Source organism: Nonlabens spongiae (assembly GCF_002117125.1).
In the GTDB taxonomy this organism is placed as follows: Bacteria; Bacteroidota; Bacteroidia; order Flavobacteriales; family Flavobacteriaceae; genus Nonlabens; species Nonlabens spongiae.
Genome location: NZ_CP019344.1, coordinates 1,305,149 through 1,326,695 on the forward strand (window position 1 = coordinate 1,305,149; position 21,547 = coordinate 1,326,695).

Consider the following 21,547-nt stretch of genomic DNA (forward strand, 5'->3'; position numbering starts at 1 on the left):
AAAAAATCCGCTTGTCTAAGTTCCAAAAACACTACCACTTTCTCATCTATAAACCTTATAGAATGCTCAGTCAGTTTACTTCAAACGATGAGAAGCAACTGCGTAAAAAGAGGTTTCTGGGTGAGTTGTATGATTTTCCTGAAGGCGTAATGGCTGTCGGCAGGCTGGATGAAAATTCTGAAGGATTGCTACTCATTACTACTGATGGACAATGGAGCAATCACGTGAATAAATCTGGGGAATTTGAAAAGGAATATTATGCTCAACTGGACGGGATCCCTGATGAAGAGATTCTAGAACAATTAAGAAGCGGCGTTAAAATAGGACTCAACGGTAAGAAATATTTAACGCAACCAGCCAAGGTCGCACGTATAGATTCACCTGAACTACCTGCCACCCTACAGCGCATACGCAATGATAGGCATGGTCCCACTTCATGGATTTCCATCACCATTACTGAGGGAAAATACCGTCAAGTGCGCAAAATGTGCAGCGCCGTGGGACTACCTGTTCTGCGATTAGCGCGTGTAAGAATAGGAGATTATAAACTAGATATGCTAATGGGAACTACAGTGATGGAAGTTGAACCTTATTCCTGAAGGACGACAAGAAGCGCCTTTACACCAGCGCTCAAATTCCAGACATTTTGCTGAATCACATTTCCTTTTTTATCCATGACTTTGAATTCTGCTGTGTTAGGGCCGCTCTCACCTTGATTCAATGCCTCGATTTCCAATTTATTAAAGCCAGGTTTCAACTCTATGTTGACACTTTGAAAAGCGTTGCGTAGATAAATCTCCTCAACCAGAATTTTATCATCTTGCCATATGCGCACCAGATCACCATCTTCATACTGGTGATCACGACAGACCAGTTTCAAAATCATCTCACCGGTGCGTAACTCACCCAGAAATGTATCACTTTTAAAGCCCGGCATCATGGGACGGTCTTTTTTAAACTTCTGTTTTTTAAATTGGATACCCGGGTCCACAAGATCAGTCTCTTGTCTCATGCTGATCATAGGCTTCGTGCTGGGTCTGCGATAGATTTTAGTTTCCTTCTTCTCTGGGAACAGCAAAGAGCCGCCAGATTCCGTTTCTGGAACTGGTTCTATCTTACGTGATGAGCTTTCAGGAATTTCCTCTTGAGCATAGGAGAACGCACAAGCAAGAACAAAAAAGAATGTAAACAGTCGTTTCATACCTAAAGCTTATCAAATACTTTGCCTTTGTCGCAAACAGTTGCTACAAAATAACAAATAATCAATCAATTAGCAATAGATAAGACTGTTAGTCTTTGTTAACGGCAGCCACTTTCCTGTGGAGGTCGGGCTTTTATTAGTTACGCTTTCGCGTCGTGCCGTCGGCAAGCCTATGGCGACCGAGGGAAAGCGAGACCCCCAACAACACTCTTAACATCAAAAAACACCTAGGACTTATCGTTGCCCAATCTAGTAATTTTTGCCCCTATTCTCCTTAAACGAGTATCTATATTTTGATAACCACGGTCGATCTGTTCAATGTTGTGGATGGTACTCGTTCCCTTTGCACTCAAAGCAGCGATTAACAACGAGATTCCCGCCCTGATATCCGGGCTGGTCATGGTGGTCGCCTTGAGTTTAGACTTGAAATCATGTCCTATCACACTCGCGCGATGCGGGTCACATAAAATAATTTTTGCACCCATATCGATGAGCTTATCGACAAAGAAAAGACGGCTTTCAAACATCTTTTGATGAATAAGCACGCTTCCTCGCGCCTGAGTCGCCACTACGAGAACGATACTCAAAAGATCTGGCGTAAAGCCCGGCCATGGAGCATCTGCAATAGTTAATATAGAACCGTCTATGTAGTTCTGGATCTCGTAACCGTCATTGTGTGCTGGTATGAATATATCGTCACCCTGGCGTTCTATGGTGATCCCCAGTTTTCTGAAAGTTGCAGGAATCACGCCCAGCTCGTCATATTTTACATTTTTGATCGTAATCTCGCTGCGTGTCATGGCGGCAAGACCTATCCAGCTCCCGATCTCGATCATATCGGGTAAAATGGTATGGGTAGTTCCTTTAAGTTTTTTGACGCCTTCGATCTTAAGAAGGTTGGATCCTATGCCGTCTATTTTGGCACCCATTCTTACCAGCATATTACACAATTGCTGTAGATAAGGCTCGCAGGCTGCGTTGTAAATAGTGGTTGCCCCTTTTGCGAGAACTGCAGCCATAACGATGTTTGCTGTACCCGTAACCGAGGCCTCATCAAGTAACATGTAAGCACCATTGAGCTCATCTGCTTCTACACCATAGAAATACTCCTCTCTGTTGTATCTGAATTTTGCACCAAGTTTAATGAATCCTTCAAAGTGAGTATCTAGCCTACGACGACCTATTTTATCGCCGCCCGGTCTTGGGATATAACCTTTACCAAAACGTGCCAAAAGCGGTCCTACTAACATAATACTACCACGTAAGCCACGACCTAGTGTTTTGTATTCTTCTGATTGCAGAAAATCTAGATCAACTTTGTCTGCTTGAAACGTGTAGGATTCTGGACCGTTTTTAGTCACTTTCACGCCAAGATGATTCAGCAAGTCGATGAGCTTATTGACATCAATAATGTCTGGAACGTTATTGATCTCTACCGGTTGATCGGTAAGCAACACGGCACAAAGTATTTGTAAGGCTTCGTTTTTAGCTCCTTGAGGTTGAATATCACCTTTAAGTTGGTGTCCTCCTTCTATGATAAAAGTTCCCATATTTCGGTTTTCTCTGGAACCTAAAAATAGGAAACTACAACAGCTCTCACGCGGTATTGAGCCAATTGTTTACACAGAATATTAACAGTTTTCAAGGAAAACCGAGACAGCAAATAATTGAATAAATAAATGGAGTCAAATGCTTCAAGCAGTTCTTAATACTGCTCTTCATCATTTGGGAAATCAACTGACTTCACATCTTTGACATACTGACCTACTGCATTGCCCATATCTTCATAAAGATTTAGATACCTTCTTAAGAATCTAGGGTTGAATTCATGAGTCATCCCAAACATGTCATGAGATACCAGTACCTGGCCATCTACCCCACTACCAGCACCTATTCCTATAACAGGAATGGTAAGTTGCTCAGCTACCTTTTGAGCTAAAGCTGCTGGTACTTTTTCTAGAACTAAGGCAAAACAACCCCAGCGCTCGAGTGCTTGTGCATCTTCAATCAGTTTCTCAGCCTCTGCTTCTTCTTTTGCGCGCACCGTGTATGTACCAAATTTGTAGATCGACTGCGGTGTAAGTCCCAGATGTCCCATTACGGGAATACCAGCGTGGAGAATACGTTTGATCGATTCCTTTACCTCACGGCCGCCTTCTAGTTTAACACTGTGCCCACCACTTTCCTTCATGATACGTATCGCGCTGCGTAAAGCCTCTTTGGGATCACTTTGATAACTTCCAAAAGGCAGATCCACCACCACTAGAGCACGTTCCACACCTCGCACTACACTACTTGCGTGATAGATCATTTGATCTAGGGTAATCGGTAAGGTCGTTTCATGCCCTGCCATCACGTTACTTGCACTATCTCCCACAAGTAATACATCGATCCCGGCGCTATCTATAATTTTTGCCATCGTGTAATCATAAGCCGTGAGCATGGAAATCTTCTCACCATGCGACTTCATTTCAGTCAGGGATTTAACGGTAATACGCTTGTATTGCTTTTTGGCAACGGACATAATTGTGATTTAAAAAGTAAAAATACTAATATTACAGATGCAACCCATACGATTATGAAAAAGCATCTATTAACTGTAATTTTTATGGTTCTCGCTTTCGCGAAAGCGTACCCTCAACAAACCGATAAACCAATTTCTCAAATCACAGATCCTAAGGAAATCGTGCAAGAATTCTTTGAAAAATTCCACGAGCAAGACACGACCAGTCTAAAGACTATGTTCTTGCCAGAAGCCCAGCTCCATAGCTTGCTCAAGAGAGGTAATCAGTTAAAACCCAGTCACGATAATATTAATAGTTTCCTGAAAGGTATCGCCTCTATTCCAGAAACGGTAAAATTTGAGGAACAGCTGGGCGAGCTGCAGGTGCTTAAAACTGTAAATACCGCCACGGTAAGCATGCCCTACACCTTTATGGTGAATGGACAAAAATCACATAGCGGTACTAATATTTTTGTAATGTTGCGCACCCGAGAAGGCTGGAAGATTTCTTCCATCGCAGACTCACGCGTTTACAACTAGGTTTTACTGATTGCCTAGGATAATAGGTAGTCCACCATTTTCACCGCCTCCCACAACAATAACTTTGCTATTAGGGCTTTCGGCAAGTTTAAGGGTGGCTTCTATTCCTTTTTCGGTCAAAATCTTGTCAGTTAGGGAAGCGCTTAGAATTTGGTTTGCAACTGCTTTACCTTCTGCATCGATTTTTTGACGCTCGGCCTCTTTGCTGGCTTTAGTCAATCTAAATTCATACTCTAGCGCTTCTTGCTCTTGCTTGAGTTTACGCTCAATAGCTTCCTTAATTTTAGGCGGCAGCGTAACATCTTTTACAAGTACTCGATTCACTTGGACGTATTGGCTTTCCAACTCTTTGCGCGCTTCTTCAAGAATCTCACTTTGAATCACGTCACGCTTACTAGAATACAATTGTTCAGGAGTGTAGCGGCCCACAACGCTACGTGCCGCGGCACTAATTGCTGGCTCCAAGATATTATCTTCATAATTGATTCCCTTTTCTTGATACAAGTAGGGCAATCTATCATATTCTGGCTGGTACCACACGGTAGCATCTACAGTTACTTCGAGACCGTTTACGGAAAGAACACGCATCTTATCACTTTTAGACAACTGTCTCACAGGGAAAATGATCATGTCATTCCACGGCGCGATGATGTGAAACCCTTCTCCGTACGTAGCATCTTTTTCAACACCTTCACCAAAAGGCTTGAACAGAACTCCTGCCTGTCCAGCTTCTATGACTACTGAACTTTTAAAAATTACGATCAAAACGATGACCAACGCAACTATCGCAAAAATTGCTGCTTTACTTAACTTTTCCATTTTACTTAAATTAATCCGTTATATTTTCTTAAAAACCACTCAGCTCCTAGCAATAAGCCGAGCAGAATCATAAGGTATTCAAAATCGATAAGCCCGAGATAGGCAAATTTCTTCCTTTCTATAGGTCGTGCTATCTGATCACTACTTAAGGCATCAATCACTTTATCTAAATCGCCTTGATAATAAACATTCTGAGACCCTACCAGTTTTTCAAAACCTTGAGCGTAAGCTGTAGTGGTGGTTTGTTCAGGGTTAAAATCCATTACCTCAAAAAAGCCAGTTCTTGTCAGATTCTCATTCTGTACACTAACCGTATATTTGTAAGAGCCCGCATCAAGACCAGCCAGGTCCACCTGAAAAAGAGATCCCGCCAGAACAAAAGGTCTTGTAAATGTAGAGTCGTTCTCTTCCATGACAATTTTAAGATCCAGAACTGCGTTATTATCAAATTGATAATTCTTATCTAGATAATTCGCTTCGATTTTAATGACGTTTGTCTGTTCAAAGATAGCCGGCGCGTCCACAGTTAATCTATTACGCAACTGATTGCTGGCGAGGTATTGAATTTGTCCATTGACAAGATCGTCAAAATCCTCAAAGTTTTTATTCTCAAGATAAGCTTGTGACCTCCATCGCCACAAACCGTTTAAGGCACTTACGGCAATTCTACGGCTTCCCGATTCATAAGTAAACCAGAAAGGTTGATCTGTTTCAATTCCAGATATTTTTTTATAAACGAGAACGTCAACCGGCGTATTAAAACTCCAGCTGCCATAAGGAGTTTCTACTGGTGGGTAATCGCCATAATCAAATTCTTCAAGATTGAAGTTAGAATAACTGAAATTGATTAACGGCTGAACTTCATCAGTCTCAATGTTTTCTTCGATATTGATTTCTGGCAAGCTCTGGTTTAAAATATCCAGCCTAGAATTCTTTCCTAAAATGAACCATGCATTTAGTCCAGATTCATTAAGCCGATCTATTCTAGAAGAAAAAGCCGAATCTACCCCATAAAGGATTACAAGGTTATAAGCATTGTAATCAGCTTCCTGAGAACCGAATAAGATTTCAGCAGATCGCTGTGGATTGGATTGGATAGCCTTTTTCAAGGCTCCGAGATCTGGATGCGGAGCGCTGGCGTGAATGAGAATTTTGGCTTGCTCATCAATAACTTCTACTGCAAAAGATCTGGAGTTATTTTCCTTATTCTTCTCGTTATCCAAAGGAGTGACTTGAGCCCTCATGGATTTGAGTCCTACTGATGTACTTTTCAATTCAAAATTGATGATTTCAGAATCTGAATTTGCACCAAAACTTAGATCTTGAGAATATAAGATTTCATTCCCTTCAGAAACCGTGAATCGTGAACGTACGGGATCTTCTCCAGAATAGTTTACGATAGCTTCAACTGGAAATTCATTATTGAGGTAAGAATACCGATTTAAATTGATCTGCGTTATTTCAAGATCAGCATATCTTGTGGTATCACCATAGACTATCGGGTAGAGTTTTGTGTTAGTTGGTAGATTAAGATACTCATAACTAGTTCCACTATTTTGAATTCCATCACTAAGAACTACGATCGCCTTTTGATCATCTTTATAAAGGTTGAGAATTTCAGATAGGGCATTTTGTAAATCGCTTTGTTTACCCCTTAAGGTTAAAGAGTTGGCGGGTTTAAGATATGAATCAAAGGAAAAAGGATTCACATCAAATCGCTCGCTGAGGTCATTATTAGCAATCAGATCTCGGAAATCTTGCTTTAAATTATCAGTTTGTGAAAGATATTCTACCGATTCAGAATCGTCAGCTAAGATAATAAGCTTAGGCAATTCTGTTTCATATTCTGTTGACCTGAATACTGGTAATAGAAGTAGTAATAGAATGGTCAGAACCGTAAAGAATCTTAAAACTCCGAAGCCCCAGGAGGTAGTTTTATTTTTAGAAAAAAATGAACCGTATTGAAAGAAAGCTATGAAAGCAGCCACAAGAGCGGCAATGAGTATCCACAATACGGTCATTAATCAATATTTAGGTAAGCATTCCGCCATCCACGTGGAGGGTCTGCCCAGTCACATAAGCTGAAAGATCGCTCGCCAAGAAAACACATGCGTTTGCCACGTCTTCAGGAGTTCCACCACGTTTCAATGGTATAGCATTCCTCCAACCTTGAACTGTTTCTTCATTTAAAGCTCCTGTCATTTCCGTTTCAATAAATCCTGGAGCAATACTATTACATCTTATGTTGCGTGAGCCCAATTCCAATGCTACAGATTTACTGAAACCTATGATACCGGCCTTAGAAGCCGCATAATTAGTTTGTCCAGCATTCCCTTTAATTCCAACTACGCTACTCATATTGATGATGCTACCCTTACGTTGCTTGAGCATGGTGCGTTGAACAGCTTTAGTCATGTTAAAGACTGACTTTAGATTGATCTCAATGACTTTGTCAAAATCATCCTCTGACAAGCGCATTAACAAATTATCTTTTGTTACACCCGCGTTATTGATCAACACATCAATGGATTCAAAATGTTCGAGGACCTGACTCACAAAATTATGCGCATCGTCATAATCGGCAGCATTACTTTTAAACGCCTTAGCCTTCACGCCCATAGCAGATATTTGCTTTTCTAGCTCAAGGGCTGGACCTTCAGAACTGGCATATGTAAAGGCAACATTTGCTCCATGTTCTGCAAACACCTGCACAATACCTTTTCCTATCCCGCGACTTCCACCGGTGATAATTACGTTTTTACCTTCTAAAAGTTTCATTAAGGATTTATTTTTTCTGCGTATTCCACTTTGAGCAATCCTTCTCTTTCAAACCAATCAGTAAAGCCCATGTATTTTGTACGAGAACCTTTGATGGCATAGGTATCAATTTCACCCAGATTTTTACGCATTTGAAAAGCTGCCGCCACAATATTGCTGCGAGTCTTCTTGAAATCAGAGGGGTCTAGTTTCATTATTGCAATGGCATGATTTGTCATATCATCATAAGACAAAGGAGTCTGAGTAGCCTTCAACCTTGAGGTAATAAAATTTTGCCATTTATTTTTTCCTCCAGCACGTTTCTTATACTTGCGCTTTTGTCGAGGTATTTCGGCAGTCTCTGAATTATCAGCAGAGGTAAAAGTCTGCGTAGTTAAAGCATCAGCGTTAGAGGTGATCGATTTAGTATCGACGTCGTTTAAGTCATCCAGTACTTGTTTAAGCTCTTTGAGCTTCTTTAGAGTACGGGTATACTCTTCTTGATAATGCAATTTCATTTTAACTGCAGTATCCATGTTTAGGGTTATTTGATTCATAATTATAAAATTAAAGGTACTGGATAAGGGGGGTTACCCTAGCACCTCTGCTACTTTCTTACCAATTTCAGCTGGAGAATCCACTACATGGATGCCACACTCTTTCATGATAGCCTTTTTTGCCTGCGCAGTGTCTTCTGCACCTCCTACAATTGCACCAGCATGTCCCATAGTACGACCGGCTGGAGCGGTTTCACCAGCTATAAAACCAATCACTGGTTTTTTATTACCGGTTTCTTTAATCCATCGAGCAGCATCAGCTTCTAGCTGTCCACCTATCTCTCCGATCATTACAATTGCATCTGTTTCAGGATCATTCATAAATAATTCAACCGCTTCTTTAGTGGTGGTACCTATGATAGGATCTCCTCCTATACCAATAGCAGTTGAAATTCCATGACCTTGTTTTACCACTTGATCAGAAGCCTCGTAAGTGAGTGTTCCTGATTTAGAAACGATACCTATTTTACCTTTTTTAAATACAAAACCAGGCATGATACCCACTTTTGCTTCTTCTGGTGTAATTACTCCAGGACAGTTAGGTCCTACTAATCTACAATCTTTATCTTTAATATAATCTGCTGCCTTTACCATATCAGCTACGGGAATACCCTCAGTTATAGTTATAATAACTTTGATCCCTGCATCAGCGGCCTCTTTGATAGCATCAGCAGCAAAAGCGGGCGGTACAAAAATGATCGTAACATCAGCATTTGCTTTTTCAACAGCTTCTTGAACAGTATTAAACACTGGCTTGCCCAAATGTTCTTGACCACCTTTTCCTGGCGTTACACCTCCTACTATATTAGTTCCATAATCAATCATTTGCCCGGCGTGAAATGTACCTTCACTACCGGTGAAACCTTGAACAATAATTCTAGAATCCTTGTTTACTAAAACGCTCATTTAATTTATTTTAATTTTTCTGAATTTAATATTGACTTGGATGACTGGTTTGATGTATTTCAACAATTTTTTCATCATCCAATTTAAAAATAGATATAAAATATCCTACTGGAACTTCCTCATTAGGGTTTTCAATAGTTTTCACAAATACAGTGAAGCGAGCAGCAACTTCATTCTTATCACTGATCATGTGGGAAATTTCACACCTCATACTGTCGTAAAAACTTGCGGTAGATTGACTCAATCTATGATAATCATTATAGTCATATTCACGATAACCGCTGCTGGCGTGCCAGAAGACTTTCAACTCCTTGTGGAAAAAATCTTGAAACAGATTTCTATTAACAAAAACGTCTGAGTCCAAAAACTTTTTGACGATTTTTTTTGCCTTTACTGACATTTAAAAAATTTTGATAAAATTAATCAGTTTGCAAAGTACAGACAAGCCTTTAATGACTTCTTTTTATGGATTATAAGCTAATCTTTTGCAAAATCATCCAATCTCTTTATCAGCTCAGGAATTTTACGAATGCTTGCGATCTCTTTATACTTTGAACGGAAATCATCTGCAGGTATCCCAAAGTAGCTTTTATCGCCCTCAAGAGACTTACTCACACCAGCCTTAGCTGATATAACGGCTCTGTCTCCTATTGTGATTCCGCTTGTGATCCCTACTTGTCCCCATATGGTCACATCATCTCCTACTACAACACATCCAGCTATTCCAGTTTGGCTAGCAATGAGAACCCGCTGGCCTAGAACGGTATCATGACCTATTTGAACTTGATTATCTAACTTTGAACCTTTACCTATGATAGTATCCCCTGTAACTCCCCTATCAATGGTACAATTGACTCCCAGATCTACTTCATCCTCAAGAACTACTCTACCTCCACTAAGTAGGCGATCATATCCTGATTCTCTTTTCTTGTAATAAAATGCGTTTCCGCCCAAAACCGTACCTGACTGTACAATAACGTTATTGCCGATTATACAATCATCACCCACGACTACATTGGCGTGAATAATACTATTTGCTCCTATTTTGACATTGTTACCTATCACTGCATTAGGATGAACAATTGCCGATTTGTGGATGGAATTTTTAGAGAGTTCCGCTTTCGCGAAAGCGGTAAAAGGTTTAAAATAACTCGTTAATTTATTAAAATCGCGAAAAGGATCATCAGAGATCAGCAAAGCCTTTCCCTCGGGACACTCTACCTTCTTATTGATCAAAACTACGGTAGCTGCACTTTCCAAAGCTTTATCGTAGTACTTAGGATGATCCACAAATACGATATCACCAGGTGTGACCACGTGAATTTCATTCATTCCCAGTACTGGAAAATCAGAGGCTCCTACAAAATCACAACTAATAATAGTCGCAATTTCTTTTAAGGTATGTGGTTTAGGGAATTTCAATTTTATTTTTTCTCACCGTAAATTATAGTACGAGCAAAGAGTGGATGTAGGAAGTCAATTTTAGAGATACTGACATCGAGTTTATGACCTAGTTTATTCAACCAATTGTCATAATTTTTATCGCCGTAAATCTTTAGAGATGCAAAACCTGTGAACACACTGAAAAAATCAAAAAAGTAATGATCAAAAGTGAACTTTGACCTTATAAATTTAAAATCTTTAGTTACTAAAGCATGCTCATCTGGTGTGCGCTCTTTTGGATTCAATTTTCTCCAAAGTTTGTACAATGGGTTCATGTTCAACGGTTCGAGAAAAATAATCTTACCTCCAGGCTTCAACACTCTATGAATATGGCCTACTGACATTTCAATATCTAGATGATGTAAAATCGCGCCACCGTATACAACATCAAAAGTCTCGTCAGGAAATGTGAGATTGTTTGCGTCCATGAGATGAAATTCTACTGGGTAGGATACGTTAGGAGCGTAATCTTTACCAGTTTGTAATTCCTTCTCGCTGATATTGATACAAGTCAATTTCTTAGGCACAGCTCTATCCTTTATCCAAGAAATCCAGCTGTGAGAACCTATTTCAAGGATATTCTTATTATGAAAAGTATCCTTAATTAATTGATCAAAAATCTTCTTCTCACGCTGATATGAATAGTAAAACGCATGCCTTCTTAGTTTGCGTATTCTAGTGCGATCCAGAGAACCTTCATTATGAATTTTTGCCTCAAGGGCAACAATTTCTTCTAGGGTTCTTTCTTTCTTCTTTGCCATTATTGCTTCATCCTTTCTTGATAAGCACCTTTTTCAGTATCTATCCTAATGATATCCCCTTCATTAATGAATAAAGGAACGTTAACTCTTGCACCTGTCTCGACTGTTGCAGGTTTAGTGGCATTAGTAGCTGTATTACCTTTTACTCCAGGTTCAGTAGCAGTTACTTCAAGAACTACGTACTGGGGCATATCTACAGAAAGAGGAGAATTATCTTCAGTGTTTATTTGAATGCTCACAACTTCGCCCTCTTTCATCAAGTCTGGCGCATCTAAAGAGGATTCTGGAAGTGTGATTTGCTCATAATTCTCTTGATTCATGAAATGATATAAATCGCCTTCTTTATACAAATACTGAAAAGAATGAGTCTCTACTCGTATATCTTCAATCTTATGACCGGCAGAAAATGTATTATCTATAACCTTACCAGTTGTAACTGATTTCAACTTAGTTCTAACAAAAGCAGGACCCTTACCTGGTTTTACATGAAGGAATTCAATAATTTTAAATATATCGTGGTTGTATCTTATACATAACCCTTTTCTGATATCACTTGTACTAGCCATTTTTTCTATTTCTTAATTGCTACCGATGTATCCTCTCATGATACCTCGTTTTGAGTTTTTAATGAATAATAAGATCTCGTCTCTTTCTGGAGTAGCGCTCATTTCAGCTTCGATTATATCCACCGCTTGAGAGACATTATAATTTTTTTGATATAGGATTCTGAAGATATCTTGAATCTCCCTGATCTTCTCAAGTTCAAATCCACGACGTCGCAATCCCACTGAGTTAATACCTACATAGCTCAAAGGTTCACGACCGGCTTTTACAAAGGGCGGTACATCTTTACGAACCAATGAACCTCCAGTAACAAAAGAATGGGCGCCTATTTGACAAAACTGTTGAACAGCCGCCATACCAGCAAGAACAACGTGATCACCCACCGTTATATGACCTGCTAAAGTGCTATTGTTTGAAAATATACAATGGTCACCTATGATACAATCATGAGCAATGTGACAATAAGCCATAATCCAGCAGTTTTTGCCGATTACCGTTTTTTTACGATCACTGGTTCCACGGTTGATCGTAACACATTCTCTTATTGTGGTATTATCGCCAATGATGGTCACCGTATCCTCATCTTCAAATTTTTTATCTTGTGGAATAGCACTTATTACCGCTCCAGGAAAAATATTTACATTTTTCCCGATACGAGCACCTTCCATAATTGTCACATTTGAACCGATCCATGTACCTTCTCCTATTACTACATCGTTATGTATCGTAGTGAATGGTTCGATCACTACATTTTTAGCGATTTTTGCTCCAGGATGTACGTATGCTAATGGTTGATTCATTCTTTAACTTTTGAAATTTGAGCCATAAGTTCTGCCTCAGCACACAATGTACCATTTGCATATGCGTATGCCTGCATATGGGCGATACCTCTTCTTATAGGGCTAATTAAATCACATTTAAATATGAGCATATCACCTGGAACAACTTTTCTTTTAAATTTGACATTATCCATTTTCATGAAGAATGTTAAGTAATTCTCTGGGTCGGGAACTGTACTCAATACTAAAATACCACCCGTTTGCGCCATCGCTTCAACAATTAACACTCCTGGCATTACTGGCTGACCTGGGAAATGACCTACGAAAAAAGGCTCGTTCATTGTGACTCCTTTAGAGCCAATTACTGTTTTTTCATTCAGCTCATGGATTTTATCCACGAGAAGGAATGGTGGCCTATGAGGGAGAACATCCATTATCTTGCAAACGTCCATAAGTGGAGGCTTTGCAGCATCTACAACTGGCACGTTATCCCTAATCTCCTTTTTAATGATCTTACTCACTTTTTTAGCAAACTGGGTATTCACAAAATGTCCTGGTTTTGTGGCGATCACTTTTCCTCTTAATCTATATCCTATAAGTGCTAAGTCACCCACCACATCTAGCAGCTTATGACGAGCAGCCTCGTTAGGATAATGCAACGTCAAATTATCCAGAATACCATTTGGTTTAATGGTTATGTTGTCTTTATTGAATGCTTTTTTAAGACTTTCCGTTGTTTTTTCAGAAAGCTCTTTGTCTACATAGACGATCGCATTATTGAGATCTCCACCCTTAATCAAGCCATGCTCTAAGAGCATTTCTATTTCATGAAGAAAACTAAAGGTTCTGGCATCTGCGATTTCATCTTTAAAATCACTCAGGTTTTCCAGCGTTGCATTTTGAGTCCCTAAAACTTTTGTCCCAAAGTCTACCATCGTAGTAACCTGATACTTGTCGCTAGGCATAATCATGACCTCACTACCTGATTCTTCATCACGGTATGATATAACCTCTTTAACTACAAACTCTGTGCGTAACGCGTCTAGTTCCTTAATACCAGCTTTAGAGATAGCCTCAATAAAATATTTTGAGGAACCATCCATAATAGGTGGCTCACTACTATCGATCTCTATGAGACAATTGTCAATTTCTAATCCGACTAGGGCGGCGAGAACGTGCTCACAGGTATTGATTTGCACACCATTCTTGTCTAAAGTAGTGCCTCTCTTTGTATCTGTCACAAAGCCCGCTTGAGCTTCAACGACAGGCTCACCTTCTAAGTCAATTCTCTTAAAAGCGTAGCCATGTTCAGCAGGCGCTGGTTTAAATACAAGCTTCACCTCTTGACCTGTGTGAAGTCCCACTCCAGAAAGCGACACCTCATTCTCAATGGTAGTTTGTTTGAATTCTTCTACTATCATGAATGTTTTTTCTCTAAATCAGTTAAGCGTTTTTCCAGTTTTGGAAGATTTTTAAAATACACATAGGATCTATTATAATCACCTATGTTGAAGGCAGGAGACCCTTGAATTGCACTTCCATCTTTTATATTACTTCCTATACCGCTTTGCGCTTGGATTCCAACTTTATCCCCAACCTTAAGGTGACCTGCGATCCCCACTTGACCGCCTATGCGGCAAAATTTACCGACTTTGCTACTACCTGCGATGCCCGTTTGGGCTGCAATGGCGGTATGTTTATCAATCTCTACGTTGTGACCTATTTGAATCTGGTTATCTAATTTAACACCGTCCTTAATTACAGTACTACCCATAGTCGCGCGATCGATAGTCGTTAGAGCCCCTATGTTCACGTCATTTCCAATGATTACATTTCCTATTTGAGGTATTTTGTCGTAACTGCCATCTTCTTGAGGTATATACCCAAAACCATCTGCTCCTATGATACTGCCAGCCTCAATGACCACACGGTCACCGATTATGCAGTCAGGCATGATCTTAACACCAGCTTGAATGACAACATCATTTCCTAGGGTCACATTATCTCCCACATAGGCTTGCGGGTAAATTTTCACCCGATTACCCAATTTGACATTACTACCCACGTAAGCAAATGCTCCAAGATAGAGAGACTCACCATACTCAGCTGTATCATGAATAAAACTTTGAGGCTCGATTCCTTCTTTGCGGGAACGCACCTCATTCACCATCTTTAAAATTTGAGTGAAGCTTGCATAAGCATCATCTACTCTAATGAGCGTACAGTCGAGCTTTTCCTCTGATTTGAATTGATCATCTACGATTACCGCAGTGGCACCTGTGGTACTGATGTGATGGAAGTATTTAGGATTTGAAAGAAAACATAGACTACCCTTTTCTGCTTCCTCAATTTTAGATAAAGTAAATACCTCCTCTTCAGGATTTCCTTCCACTTTTCCATTCAAGGCTTCTGCAATTTGACCTACGCTAAATTTCATGCGAGCAAAAGTACTAATTTATATCAATCCCTAATTTTGGGAAAGCAGCAGTAGTATTTTGTTACAGAATTTGCTAGCGCCTTGAAACTTTCCTCTTTTCCTGCTTTGATCAATTCGGTAAGTTTTCCTGATTTGGAAAGGATTTTTATGGGTTTCGCTTTCGCGTAAGCGGAATTAGTAACCTGCCCAGTAAACACAAAGTAGCTACTCTCATGATCACTTATACCGTATTGCTGCTGAAGTTTCTGCTTTTTCTTTTCCACTTTTTCAGGACTGGTCTGTTTCTTGGTGAACTTAATTTTCAGGAGCTCTCTTTCAAGAATCATTTTAGACAATTCGCTCAAAACAAAGTCTTTGTGATTGCGATTCATTTTAAGTGCCATAATGACATCGGAATCATCAAGAAGTGCAAACCGATCCAAAACTCGAGCATTTTTGAAATCTAGATTTCTGCTGGTAAGAAAAAATTTGAGCGTATCTGGCAACGACACGGAGATTCCCTGAGCAATTAATTCCAATGCTCTTTGAATAAAGGATTGCAACAGATGTTCTGCTCCTATTCCCGTTTTGTGTAAGTACACTTGCCAGTACATAAGCCTGCGGCCCGAGAGAAAATTCTCGACGCTGTACAGCCCTTTTTCTTCAACGACAAGTTGATCATCAATCACATTGAGCATCGCAATTAGTCGCTGGCTGTTAATATTACCTTCGGCCACGCCGGTATAAAAACTGTCGCGCTTGAGATAATCCATACGATCTATATCAAGCTGACTGGAGATAAGCTCCAGCATAAATGGGCGGTGGTATTTCCCCTTGAAGATTTGAATCGCCATGGTTAAACTTCCGTTAAACTCAAGGTTGAGCGCCTCCATAAAACTTAGTGAAATCTCCTCGTGGGAAACGTCCTTAACGATCCTATTTTCAAGTGCATGGGAGAACGGGCCGTGACCTATGTCATGTAACAAAATGGCTTTGTAAAGCGCATCTTCCTCAGCATCAGAAATTGCAACCCTTTTTGAGCGAAGCACTTGGACTGCTTTTTGCATAAGATGCAAACATCCCAAGGCGTGATGAAAACGGGTGTGATGAGCTCCAGGATAAACGAGATAACTCAATCCCATTTGTGTGATGCGACGCAATCGCTGAAAGTACGGATGCTCGATGAGTTGATAAATCTCCTCACTGGGCACGGAAATAAATCCGTAAATGGGATCGTTTAAAATTTTAAGTTTGTTATGCTTTTTCAACAGAGCGCGGTTTAATACAAAGATACTTATATGGCAGAGATCAGATTATTGTGGGTAGATGATGAGGTGGACCTTCTGAAACCACACATCATGTTTTTAGAAAAGAAAGGATATACCATCGATACTTGTATAAGTGGGTCTGAAGCACTAGAAAAAATTGACGAAGTCAACTACGACCTGGTCTTGATGGATGAAAACATGCCGGGACTCACTGGACTTGAAACGCTTCATGAAATTAAGGAAAAGCAGGCAACGCTCCCGGTAATCATGATTACCAAAAGTGAGGAAGAATATATAATGGACGAAGCCATAGGTTCTAAAATTGCAGATTACCTCATCAAACCGGTCAATCCCAACCAAATTCTGCTTTCGCTCAAAAAGAACTTGGATCACTCCAAATTAGTCAATGCAAAAACCTTAAGCGATTACCAGCGGGAATTCCGTAAAATCGCCATGGACTTAAGCATGGTCAACTCTTATGAAGAATGGGTGCAATTGTATCAACGCCTACTATATTGGGAACTGGAGCTCGAGGATATAGATGATACCGGTATGCTCGAGATTTTAAAGGCTCAAAAATCAGAGGCAAATCAGCAGTTCAGTAAATTCATCGATAAGAATTATGTAGACTGGTTTGAAGAAGGGGCTGATTCTCCCATTATGAGTCACCAGCTATTCCGCAAGAAGGTCATGCCTCACCTTAAGGAGAAACAACCTGTTCTTTTTGTTGTAATCGATAATCTGAGATACGATCAATTCAAAGTCTTTGAGAGCATTATCAACAATCACTACAAGAAAAATGAAGAGCTAACCTATAGCTCGATTTTGCCCACCGCGACTCAATATGCTCGTAATGCTATTTTCTCAGGCCTGATGCCTGAAGATATGAAAAAGAGACATCCTAATTTATGGCTGGATGATACGGATGAAGGGGGTAAAAACATGCATGAAGACGAGTTCCTAACGGCTCAATTGCAGAGGTTAAGATTGAACATCAAACACCAGTATCATAAAATTACAAGTGAAAGTAAAGGCCGCAAACTGGCCGAAAATTTCAAATCACAAAAAGACAACGATCTTACGGTAGTAGTCTACAACTTTGTGGACATGTTATCGCATTCCAAAACAGAAATGGAAGTCATTAAAGACCTCGCAAGCACAGATAAATCCTATCGCTCGCTTACTTTGAGTTGGTTTAAGAATTCGCCACTTTTGGAAATCATTCAGCGTGCTCAAGAATTGGGGTTCAAACTGATTCTAACTACTGATCATGGTACCATTAACGTGACCACGCCCAGCAAGGTGATCGGAGATAAAAACACCAGTTTGAACTTGAGATACAAAACCGGTCGCAGCCTTACCTATGAGGACAAAGAGGTTGTCGCCGCAACAGATCCGTCGACCATCAAGTTACCTAAGATTAATATGAGCAGCAGCTTCATCTTTGCAAAAGGTGATTATTTCTTTGCCTACCCTAACAATTACAATCACTACGTGAGCTACTACCGCAACACCTACCAGCATGGTGGAGTTTCCCTTGAAGAGATGTTGATCCCTTTTGCAGTTTTTGATCCACGATAATATGGAAATGAATTACGCTTTAAGCGAAATTGATAACGTATCTGAAACCATTCTAAAAAATCGGGTTCACGATACAATTATCTTCAAGGCGCCCATTGGAGCGGGAAAAACTACCTTAATTAAGACTCTTTGTAAAGAACTGGGTGTCGAGGGAGAAATCTCCTCTCCTACGTTTAGTTTGGTTAATGAGCATCAAGGTAAATCTGAAGATATTTTGCATTTTGACTTGTACCGTATGGAGTCCAAAGAAGAGTTGTACGGTATAGGCATGGAAGATTACCTGGATCGAAAGGCGTTGAAATTGATCGAGTGGCCAGAACTTGCCATGGATTTGCTGGATCAACATCATGTCGTAGAGATTGAAATAGTTGACGCTGATCGTAGAAGGCTCGTTTTCGCTTAAAGCGAAAACAAAATTATTTCAAGCCTCTGCATACGTTCATTTTTCTTACATTTAAATCTGGTAACTAACCCGACCTGATTTATGATGTCTCTTTCCTCACCATTTACAAAAGATGAGCTCATTCCTCAAGAAGAACGTCTTGAGATAATGAGAGACAAGCAAGATCTTTTTATAGGTATTCCAAAAGAAACCCAGCATCAAGAAAAAAGAGTCTGCCTCACTCCAGACGCTGTCGCCGCACTCACTGCACACGGGCATCGCATTATTGTTGAAAAGGGAGCTGGTGAAGGCAGTAGCTTTACAGATGAACAATATAACGAAGCAGGCGCAGAACTAACCAGCGATACCGCAAAGGTTTTTTCTTGCCAAATGATCCTCAAGGTAGCACCGCCTTCTCTGGAAGAAATCAAACTGATCAAACCTCAAACGGTTTTAATTTCTACTGTCCAGCTGAAGACTCGGAACAAGGAATACTTTACCCAACTTTCAAAAAAGAAAATTACCGCTCTAGGCTTTGAATTTATCGTTGATGATGAAGGAAGGTTTTCGGCAGTGAATGCTCTGAGCGAGATTTCTGGTATCGCTTCTGTTTTAATCGCATCTGAACTCTTGTCGTCTGGAAAAAATAGAACTGGTCAGTTATTTGGGAATATTACGGGAGTCCCTCCTATTGAGGTTGTGATTTTAGGTGCTGGAACGGTTGGGGAATTTGCCGCCAGAACCGCTTTGGGACTTGGTGCGAGTGTGCGCGTTTTTGATAACAGCATTTCAAAACTGAGGAATTTACAAACGCGCGTGAGCCAGCAACTGTACACCTCTACGATTCAACCTAAATATTTACTCAAAGCTCTGATGCGCTGTGATGTTGCCATTGGTGCGCTTGCAGGCGAAAACCGTGCTCCAGTCGTTGTCTCTCAAACTATGGTTGAGAATATGAAAGAAGGCAGCGTGATCATCGACGTGAGTATCGATATGGGAGGCTGTTTTGAAACTAGTGAAATTACCAGCCACGACAAACCTACCTTCACAAAACTGGGAGTGACCCATTACTGCGTACCTAATTTACCCAGTCGATATTCTAAAACAGCTTCTATATCCTTGAGCAATATGTTCACGCCCTACCTTTTGAAAATTGCTGAGGAAGGAGGCATCGAGCATGCGATACGTATGGATAAAGGTCTCAAGTGCGGAGTTTATTTATACCATGGCATCCTAACAAATAAATCTATAGGGCAATGGTTTGACATACCTAGCAGCGACGTAAATTTGCTGATCTTTTAAAAGTCAAAGAGATTCAGGATGAAATTCGGACAGCGATTAGGTTATTATATGGGAGGTTTTGCGATAGGATTGGTATTCCTTGCTTTTTTCCTAACTGGTAAACGCACGCAATGCACCTGGCTGCCCGAAGATCGTGTGCTTTCTGATTTCCAGAGAAAATCTGTTAGACTATCTCCAGAAGTACGCGAAATGCTCAAAAACCAAGAACTCGATACTTTGAGCATTCAAATGATCCTTAAGTACGGTGACGTGGATTTCTCAAAATCCCATACAGACACCATGCCCTGCAAATTTTACCACGTATCTGGTAGACAAGAACTTAAAAATACCGCCCTATGGGTGCAAAATTGCGATCGGTTTTTGAGGGTTGAGGAGGTTTTGAAAAAGTAATTTTTGGTTACACCCCAAACGCATTTCGACGCCGCTCAATGCATCGTCTCAAGGGGCTATGATTTCAAAAATCTCTTGAAATTTGTTTTTGTTTTCGACTTCAACTTCAAGTTCGACTTCAACTTCAAATTCAAGTTCTAAATCCCCCTCCTCTTCATTTCCTGTTTGATCAAGGCTAGCTCCCGTCCTACCTGACCGGCGACTGAGGTATTTTCTTGCGCCCTTCTAATCAAATAGGGCATTACATCTTTAATAGGACCAAAAGGCAATATTTTAAATGTGTTGTGTCCCAATGCAGCCAGATTGAAAGTAAGGTTATCACTCATTCCATAAAGCTGCCCGAACCAAACATCTGGCGTTTTTGGATCAATGTCACGCTCTTTAAGTACTTGCATCGCAGCGAGCGTGCTTTCTTCATTATGCGTGCCTATACAGAGTTTGATACGATCCAGACGGTCGAGTATAAAATGCATGACCGCATTGAACATATCGTCGGTAGCTTGTTTGTTTTTACAAATCGGGCTGGGATAACGCATCTTTTCAGCGCGTTCCCGCTCCTTTTCCATATACGCACCGCGCACGATTTTGGCACCTATCAGATAATCATTTTCAGTTGCATCTTTGTAAAGCTTTTTCACATATTCCAGCCTATCGTGGCGATAGCACTGAATAGTATTGTAGACGTATGCCTGCTCTTTATTGTATTTAGACATCATCTCCTGGATCAGCTCGTCTGCCGCATCTTGCATCCAGGACTCTTCACCATCAAAGAGCAGCGCGATATCACTATCAGCTGCGGTTTTACAAAGAAGGTCAACTCTATTATAGATACGTCCCCACTCTAGTTGCTCATCTTCTGTAAGCCTCTCTTTTGAAGACACCTTTTGCCAAAGCTCAAACCTACCTATTCCTGTAGGCTTCACTACCTCAAAGGGTAAGGCATTATGCTCACTTGCCCCATGAATAAGGGTAAGCTTCTTACCTACAACGTTGTCAAAGTCGGCCTCATCCTCTTTTCCCTCTACGCTATAATCGAGTATGGAACTCACTCCCTTTTCATACATTTTTCCAACTAAAGGCATGCACTCCTCATCAGTCGTGCCCCCACAAAACTGCTCAAAAATCGTATTCTTGATCAGTTTATTAACAGGCAACCTAAGTTTGAGCGCCGCCATTGTTGCCTTTGAACCAAAATTCACCAACCAGGGTTTTCCCATCATCGTAAAAATGAAGTGAGACTTTCTCAACTCTGCATCAGACTTGAGTGAAAAGGCGTTTTCAGTATTATTAAAGGGGTTTTCTGCCATGCTACAAATATATTACGCAAAGGATTGAGAATAATGAGGTACTGCCTACTTTTGACGAGCACGATTAGGTC

Annotated in this window: 23 protein-coding genes; 6 read left to right on the forward strand and 17 right to left on the reverse strand. The window is 40.4% G+C overall.

Annotated features, from left to right (window positions below; translation table 11 throughout):
- Positions 1-11: 11 nt before the first annotated feature.
- Positions 12-599 (forward strand): pseudouridine synthase, encoded by a 588-nt coding sequence (locus BST97_RS05940; RefSeq protein ID WP_262497064.1) that lies wholly within the window; start codon positions 12-14, stop codon positions 597-599.
- On the opposite strand, the gene BST97_RS05945 is transcribed toward BST97_RS05940, so the two are convergent.
- The 3 genes from BST97_RS05945 to panB form a co-directional block, all read right to left on the reverse strand.
- Positions 590-1,201 carry a hypothetical protein gene (locus BST97_RS05945; protein WP_085766370.1) on the reverse strand — a complete coding sequence of 204 codons (612 nt, stop codon included), beginning with the start codon at positions 1,199-1,201 and terminating at the stop codon, positions 590-592. The two genes, BST97_RS05940 and BST97_RS05945, sit on opposite strands and share 10 nt — an antisense overlap.
- Positions 1,202-1,428: 227 nt before the next feature.
- Entirely contained in the window at positions 1,429-2,751 is a 1,323-nt protein-coding gene (gene murA / locus BST97_RS05950) for a UDP-N-acetylglucosamine 1-carboxyvinyltransferase (RefSeq protein ID WP_085766371.1), read from the reverse strand.
- Positions 2,752-2,906: 155 nt separating this feature from the next.
- The gene (gene panB, locus BST97_RS05955; RefSeq protein WP_085766372.1) at positions 2,907-3,725 is read right to left on the reverse strand and encodes a 3-methyl-2-oxobutanoate hydroxymethyltransferase; all 819 of its coding nucleotides are present in this window, start codon (positions 3,723-3,725) and stop codon (positions 2,907-2,909) included.
- A 54-nt stretch (positions 3,726-3,779) separates the two neighbouring features.
- Between panB and BST97_RS05960 the strand changes: the two genes are divergently transcribed.
- Positions 3,780-4,244: a hypothetical protein gene (locus BST97_RS05960; protein ID WP_085766373.1), complete on the forward strand. Its 465-nt coding sequence runs from the start codon at positions 3,780-3,782 to the stop codon at positions 4,242-4,244.
- A 3-nt stretch (positions 4,245-4,247) separates the two neighbouring features.
- Here the strand turns inward: BST97_RS05960 and BST97_RS05965 are convergent, their stop codons facing one another.
- The 13 genes from BST97_RS05965 to BST97_RS06025 all read right to left on the reverse strand — a co-directional run bounded on the left by BST97_RS05965 (position 4,248) and on the right by BST97_RS06025 (position 16,514).
- Entirely contained in the window at positions 4,248-5,063 is an 816-nt protein-coding gene (locus BST97_RS05965; RefSeq protein WP_085766374.1) for a prohibitin family protein, read from the reverse strand.
- A gap of 5 nt (positions 5,064-5,068) precedes the next feature.
- Positions 5,069-7,084, reverse strand: coding sequence for a hypothetical protein (locus BST97_RS05970; RefSeq protein WP_085766375.1), 2,016 nt, complete (start codon positions 7,082-7,084; stop codon positions 5,069-5,071).
- Between the two features lie 10 nt (positions 7,085-7,094).
- On the reverse strand, positions 7,095-7,841 hold the full coding sequence (fabG, locus tag BST97_RS05975; RefSeq protein WP_085766376.1) for a 3-oxoacyl-[acyl-carrier-protein] reductase: 747 nt from the start codon (positions 7,839-7,841) through the stop codon (positions 7,095-7,097).
- The gene (locus BST97_RS05980) at positions 7,841-8,377 is read right to left on the reverse strand and encodes a hypothetical protein (protein ID WP_085766377.1); all 537 of its coding nucleotides are present in this window, start codon (positions 8,375-8,377) and stop codon (positions 7,841-7,843) included. The genes fabG and BST97_RS05980 overlap by 1 nt, the downstream gene beginning before the upstream one ends.
- Before the next feature lie 33 nt (positions 8,378-8,410).
- Positions 8,411-9,283, reverse strand: coding sequence for a succinate--CoA ligase subunit alpha (sucD, locus tag BST97_RS05985; RefSeq protein ID WP_085766378.1), 873 nt, complete (start codon positions 9,281-9,283; stop codon positions 8,411-8,413).
- Between the two features lie 25 nt (positions 9,284-9,308).
- The gene (locus tag BST97_RS05990) at positions 9,309-9,683 is read right to left on the reverse strand and encodes a nuclear transport factor 2 family protein (protein WP_085766379.1); all 375 of its coding nucleotides are present in this window, start codon (positions 9,681-9,683) and stop codon (positions 9,309-9,311) included.
- A gap of 77 nt (positions 9,684-9,760) precedes the next feature.
- Positions 9,761-10,705, reverse strand: coding sequence for a UDP-3-O-(3-hydroxymyristoyl)glucosamine N-acyltransferase (locus BST97_RS05995; protein WP_085766380.1), 945 nt, complete (start codon positions 10,703-10,705; stop codon positions 9,761-9,763).
- A gap of 2 nt (positions 10,706-10,707) precedes the next feature.
- Positions 10,708-11,487: a class I SAM-dependent methyltransferase gene (locus BST97_RS06000; RefSeq protein ID WP_085766381.1), complete on the reverse strand. Its 780-nt coding sequence runs from the start codon at positions 11,485-11,487 to the stop codon at positions 10,708-10,710.
- A complete protein-coding gene (efp, locus tag BST97_RS06005) occupies positions 11,487-12,053 on the reverse strand; it encodes an elongation factor P (protein WP_085766382.1) in 567 nt (188 codons plus the stop codon). The genes BST97_RS06000 and efp overlap by 1 nt, the downstream gene beginning before the upstream one ends.
- A 12-nt stretch (positions 12,054-12,065) precedes the next feature.
- A complete protein-coding gene (gene lpxA, locus BST97_RS06010) occupies positions 12,066-12,851 on the reverse strand; it encodes an acyl-ACP--UDP-N-acetylglucosamine O-acyltransferase (protein ID WP_085766383.1) in 786 nt (261 codons plus the stop codon).
- Positions 12,848-14,251 (reverse strand): bifunctional UDP-3-O-[3-hydroxymyristoyl] N-acetylglucosamine deacetylase/3-hydroxyacyl-ACP dehydratase, encoded by a 1,404-nt coding sequence (locus tag BST97_RS06015; protein ID WP_085766384.1) that lies wholly within the window; start codon positions 14,249-14,251, stop codon positions 12,848-12,850. The genes lpxA and BST97_RS06015 overlap by 4 nt, the downstream gene beginning before the upstream one ends.
- Positions 14,248-15,267, reverse strand: a complete 1,020-nt coding sequence (gene lpxD, locus BST97_RS06020; protein WP_085766385.1) for a UDP-3-O-(3-hydroxymyristoyl)glucosamine N-acyltransferase — start codon at positions 15,265-15,267, stop codon at positions 14,248-14,250. The genes BST97_RS06015 and lpxD overlap by 4 nt, the downstream gene beginning before the upstream one ends.
- A gap of 23 nt (positions 15,268-15,290) precedes the next feature.
- Positions 15,291-16,514: an HD domain-containing protein gene (locus BST97_RS06025; RefSeq protein WP_085766386.1), complete on the reverse strand. Its 1,224-nt coding sequence runs from the start codon at positions 16,512-16,514 to the stop codon at positions 15,291-15,293.
- A 30-nt stretch (positions 16,515-16,544) separates the two neighbouring features.
- Here BST97_RS06025 and porX point away from each other — a divergent pair, with 30 nt between their 5' ends.
- The 4 genes from porX to BST97_RS06045 all read left to right on the forward strand — a co-directional run bounded on the left by porX (position 16,545) and on the right by BST97_RS06045 (position 20,169).
- Positions 16,545-18,095 (forward strand): T9SS response regulator signal transducer PorX, encoded by a 1,551-nt coding sequence (gene porX / locus BST97_RS06030; RefSeq protein ID WP_085766387.1) that lies wholly within the window; start codon positions 16,545-16,547, stop codon positions 18,093-18,095.
- A gap of 1 nt (position 18,096) precedes the next feature.
- Positions 18,097-18,498, forward strand: coding sequence for a tRNA (adenosine(37)-N6)-threonylcarbamoyltransferase complex ATPase subunit type 1 TsaE (gene tsaE, locus BST97_RS06035; RefSeq protein WP_085766388.1), 402 nt, complete (start codon positions 18,097-18,099; stop codon positions 18,496-18,498).
- A gap of 81 nt (positions 18,499-18,579) precedes the next feature.
- On the forward strand, positions 18,580-19,779 hold the full coding sequence (locus BST97_RS06040) for an alanine dehydrogenase (protein ID WP_085766389.1): 1,200 nt from the start codon (positions 18,580-18,582) through the stop codon (positions 19,777-19,779).
- 18 nt (positions 19,780-19,797) lie between these two features.
- Complete coding sequence (locus BST97_RS06045) at positions 19,798-20,169, forward strand: hypothetical protein (RefSeq protein ID WP_085766390.1); 372 nt, start codon at positions 19,798-19,800, stop codon at positions 20,167-20,169.
- 137 nt (positions 20,170-20,306) lie between these two features.
- Here the strand turns inward: BST97_RS06045 and BST97_RS06050 are convergent, their stop codons facing one another.
- Positions 20,307-21,476, reverse strand: a complete 1,170-nt coding sequence (locus tag BST97_RS06050; protein ID WP_085766391.1) for a proline dehydrogenase family protein — start codon at positions 21,474-21,476, stop codon at positions 20,307-20,309.
- Positions 21,477-21,547: the final 71 nt, after the last annotated feature.

Coding starts and splice junctions, on each gene's coding strand:
- BST97_RS05945 (WP_085766370.1), bottom strand. CDS start 1,201: ATGAAACGACTGTTTACATTCTTTTTTGTTCTTGCTTGTGCGTTCTCC.
- murA (WP_085766371.1), bottom strand. CDS start 2,751: ATGGGAACTTTTATCATAGAAGGAGGACACCAACTTAAAGGTGATATT.
- panB (WP_085766372.1), bottom strand. CDS start 3,725: ATGTCCGTTGCCAAAAAGCAATACAAGCGTATTACCGTTAAATCCCTG.
- BST97_RS05960 (WP_085766373.1), top strand. CDS start 3,780: ATGAAAAAGCATCTATTAACTGTAATTTTTATGGTTCTCGCTTTCGCG.
- BST97_RS05965 (WP_085766374.1), bottom strand. CDS start 5,063: ATGGAAAAGTTAAGTAAAGCAGCAATTTTTGCGATAGTTGCGTTGGTC.
- BST97_RS05970 (WP_085766375.1), bottom strand. CDS start 7,084: ATGACCGTATTGTGGATACTCATTGCCGCTCTTGTGGCTGCTTTCATA.
- fabG (WP_085766376.1), bottom strand. CDS start 7,841: ATGAAACTTTTAGAAGGTAAAAACGTAATTATCACCGGTGGAAGTCGC.
- BST97_RS05980 (WP_085766377.1), bottom strand. CDS start 8,377: ATGAATCAAATAACCCTAAACATGGATACTGCAGTTAAAATGAAATTG.
- sucD (WP_085766378.1), bottom strand. CDS start 9,283: ATGAGCGTTTTAGTAAACAAGGATTCTAGAATTATTGTTCAAGGTTTC.
- BST97_RS05990 (WP_085766379.1), bottom strand. CDS start 9,683: ATGTCAGTAAAGGCAAAAAAAATCGTCAAAAAGTTTTTGGACTCAGAC.
- BST97_RS06000 (WP_085766381.1), bottom strand. CDS start 11,487: ATGGCAAAGAAGAAAGAAAGAACCCTAGAAGAAATTGTTGCCCTTGAG.
- efp (WP_085766382.1), bottom strand. CDS start 12,053: ATGGCTAGTACAAGTGATATCAGAAAAGGGTTATGTATAAGATACAAC.
- lpxA (WP_085766383.1), bottom strand. CDS start 12,851: ATGAATCAACCATTAGCATACGTACATCCTGGAGCAAAAATCGCTAAA.
- BST97_RS06015 (WP_085766384.1), bottom strand. CDS start 14,251: ATGATAGTAGAAGAATTCAAACAAACTACCATTGAGAATGAGGTGTCG.
- lpxD (WP_085766385.1), bottom strand. CDS start 15,267: ATGAAATTTAGCGTAGGTCAAATTGCAGAAGCCTTGAATGGAAAAGTG.
- porX (WP_085766387.1), top strand. CDS start 16,545: ATGGCAGAGATCAGATTATTGTGGGTAGATGATGAGGTGGACCTTCTG.
- tsaE (WP_085766388.1), top strand. CDS start 18,097: ATGGAAATGAATTACGCTTTAAGCGAAATTGATAACGTATCTGAAACC.
- BST97_RS06040 (WP_085766389.1), top strand. CDS start 18,580: ATGATGTCTCTTTCCTCACCATTTACAAAAGATGAGCTCATTCCTCAA.
- BST97_RS06045 (WP_085766390.1), top strand. CDS start 19,798: ATGAAATTCGGACAGCGATTAGGTTATTATATGGGAGGTTTTGCGATA.
- BST97_RS06050 (WP_085766391.1), bottom strand. CDS start 21,476: ATGGCAGAAAACCCCTTTAATAATACTGAAAACGCCTTTTCACTCAAG.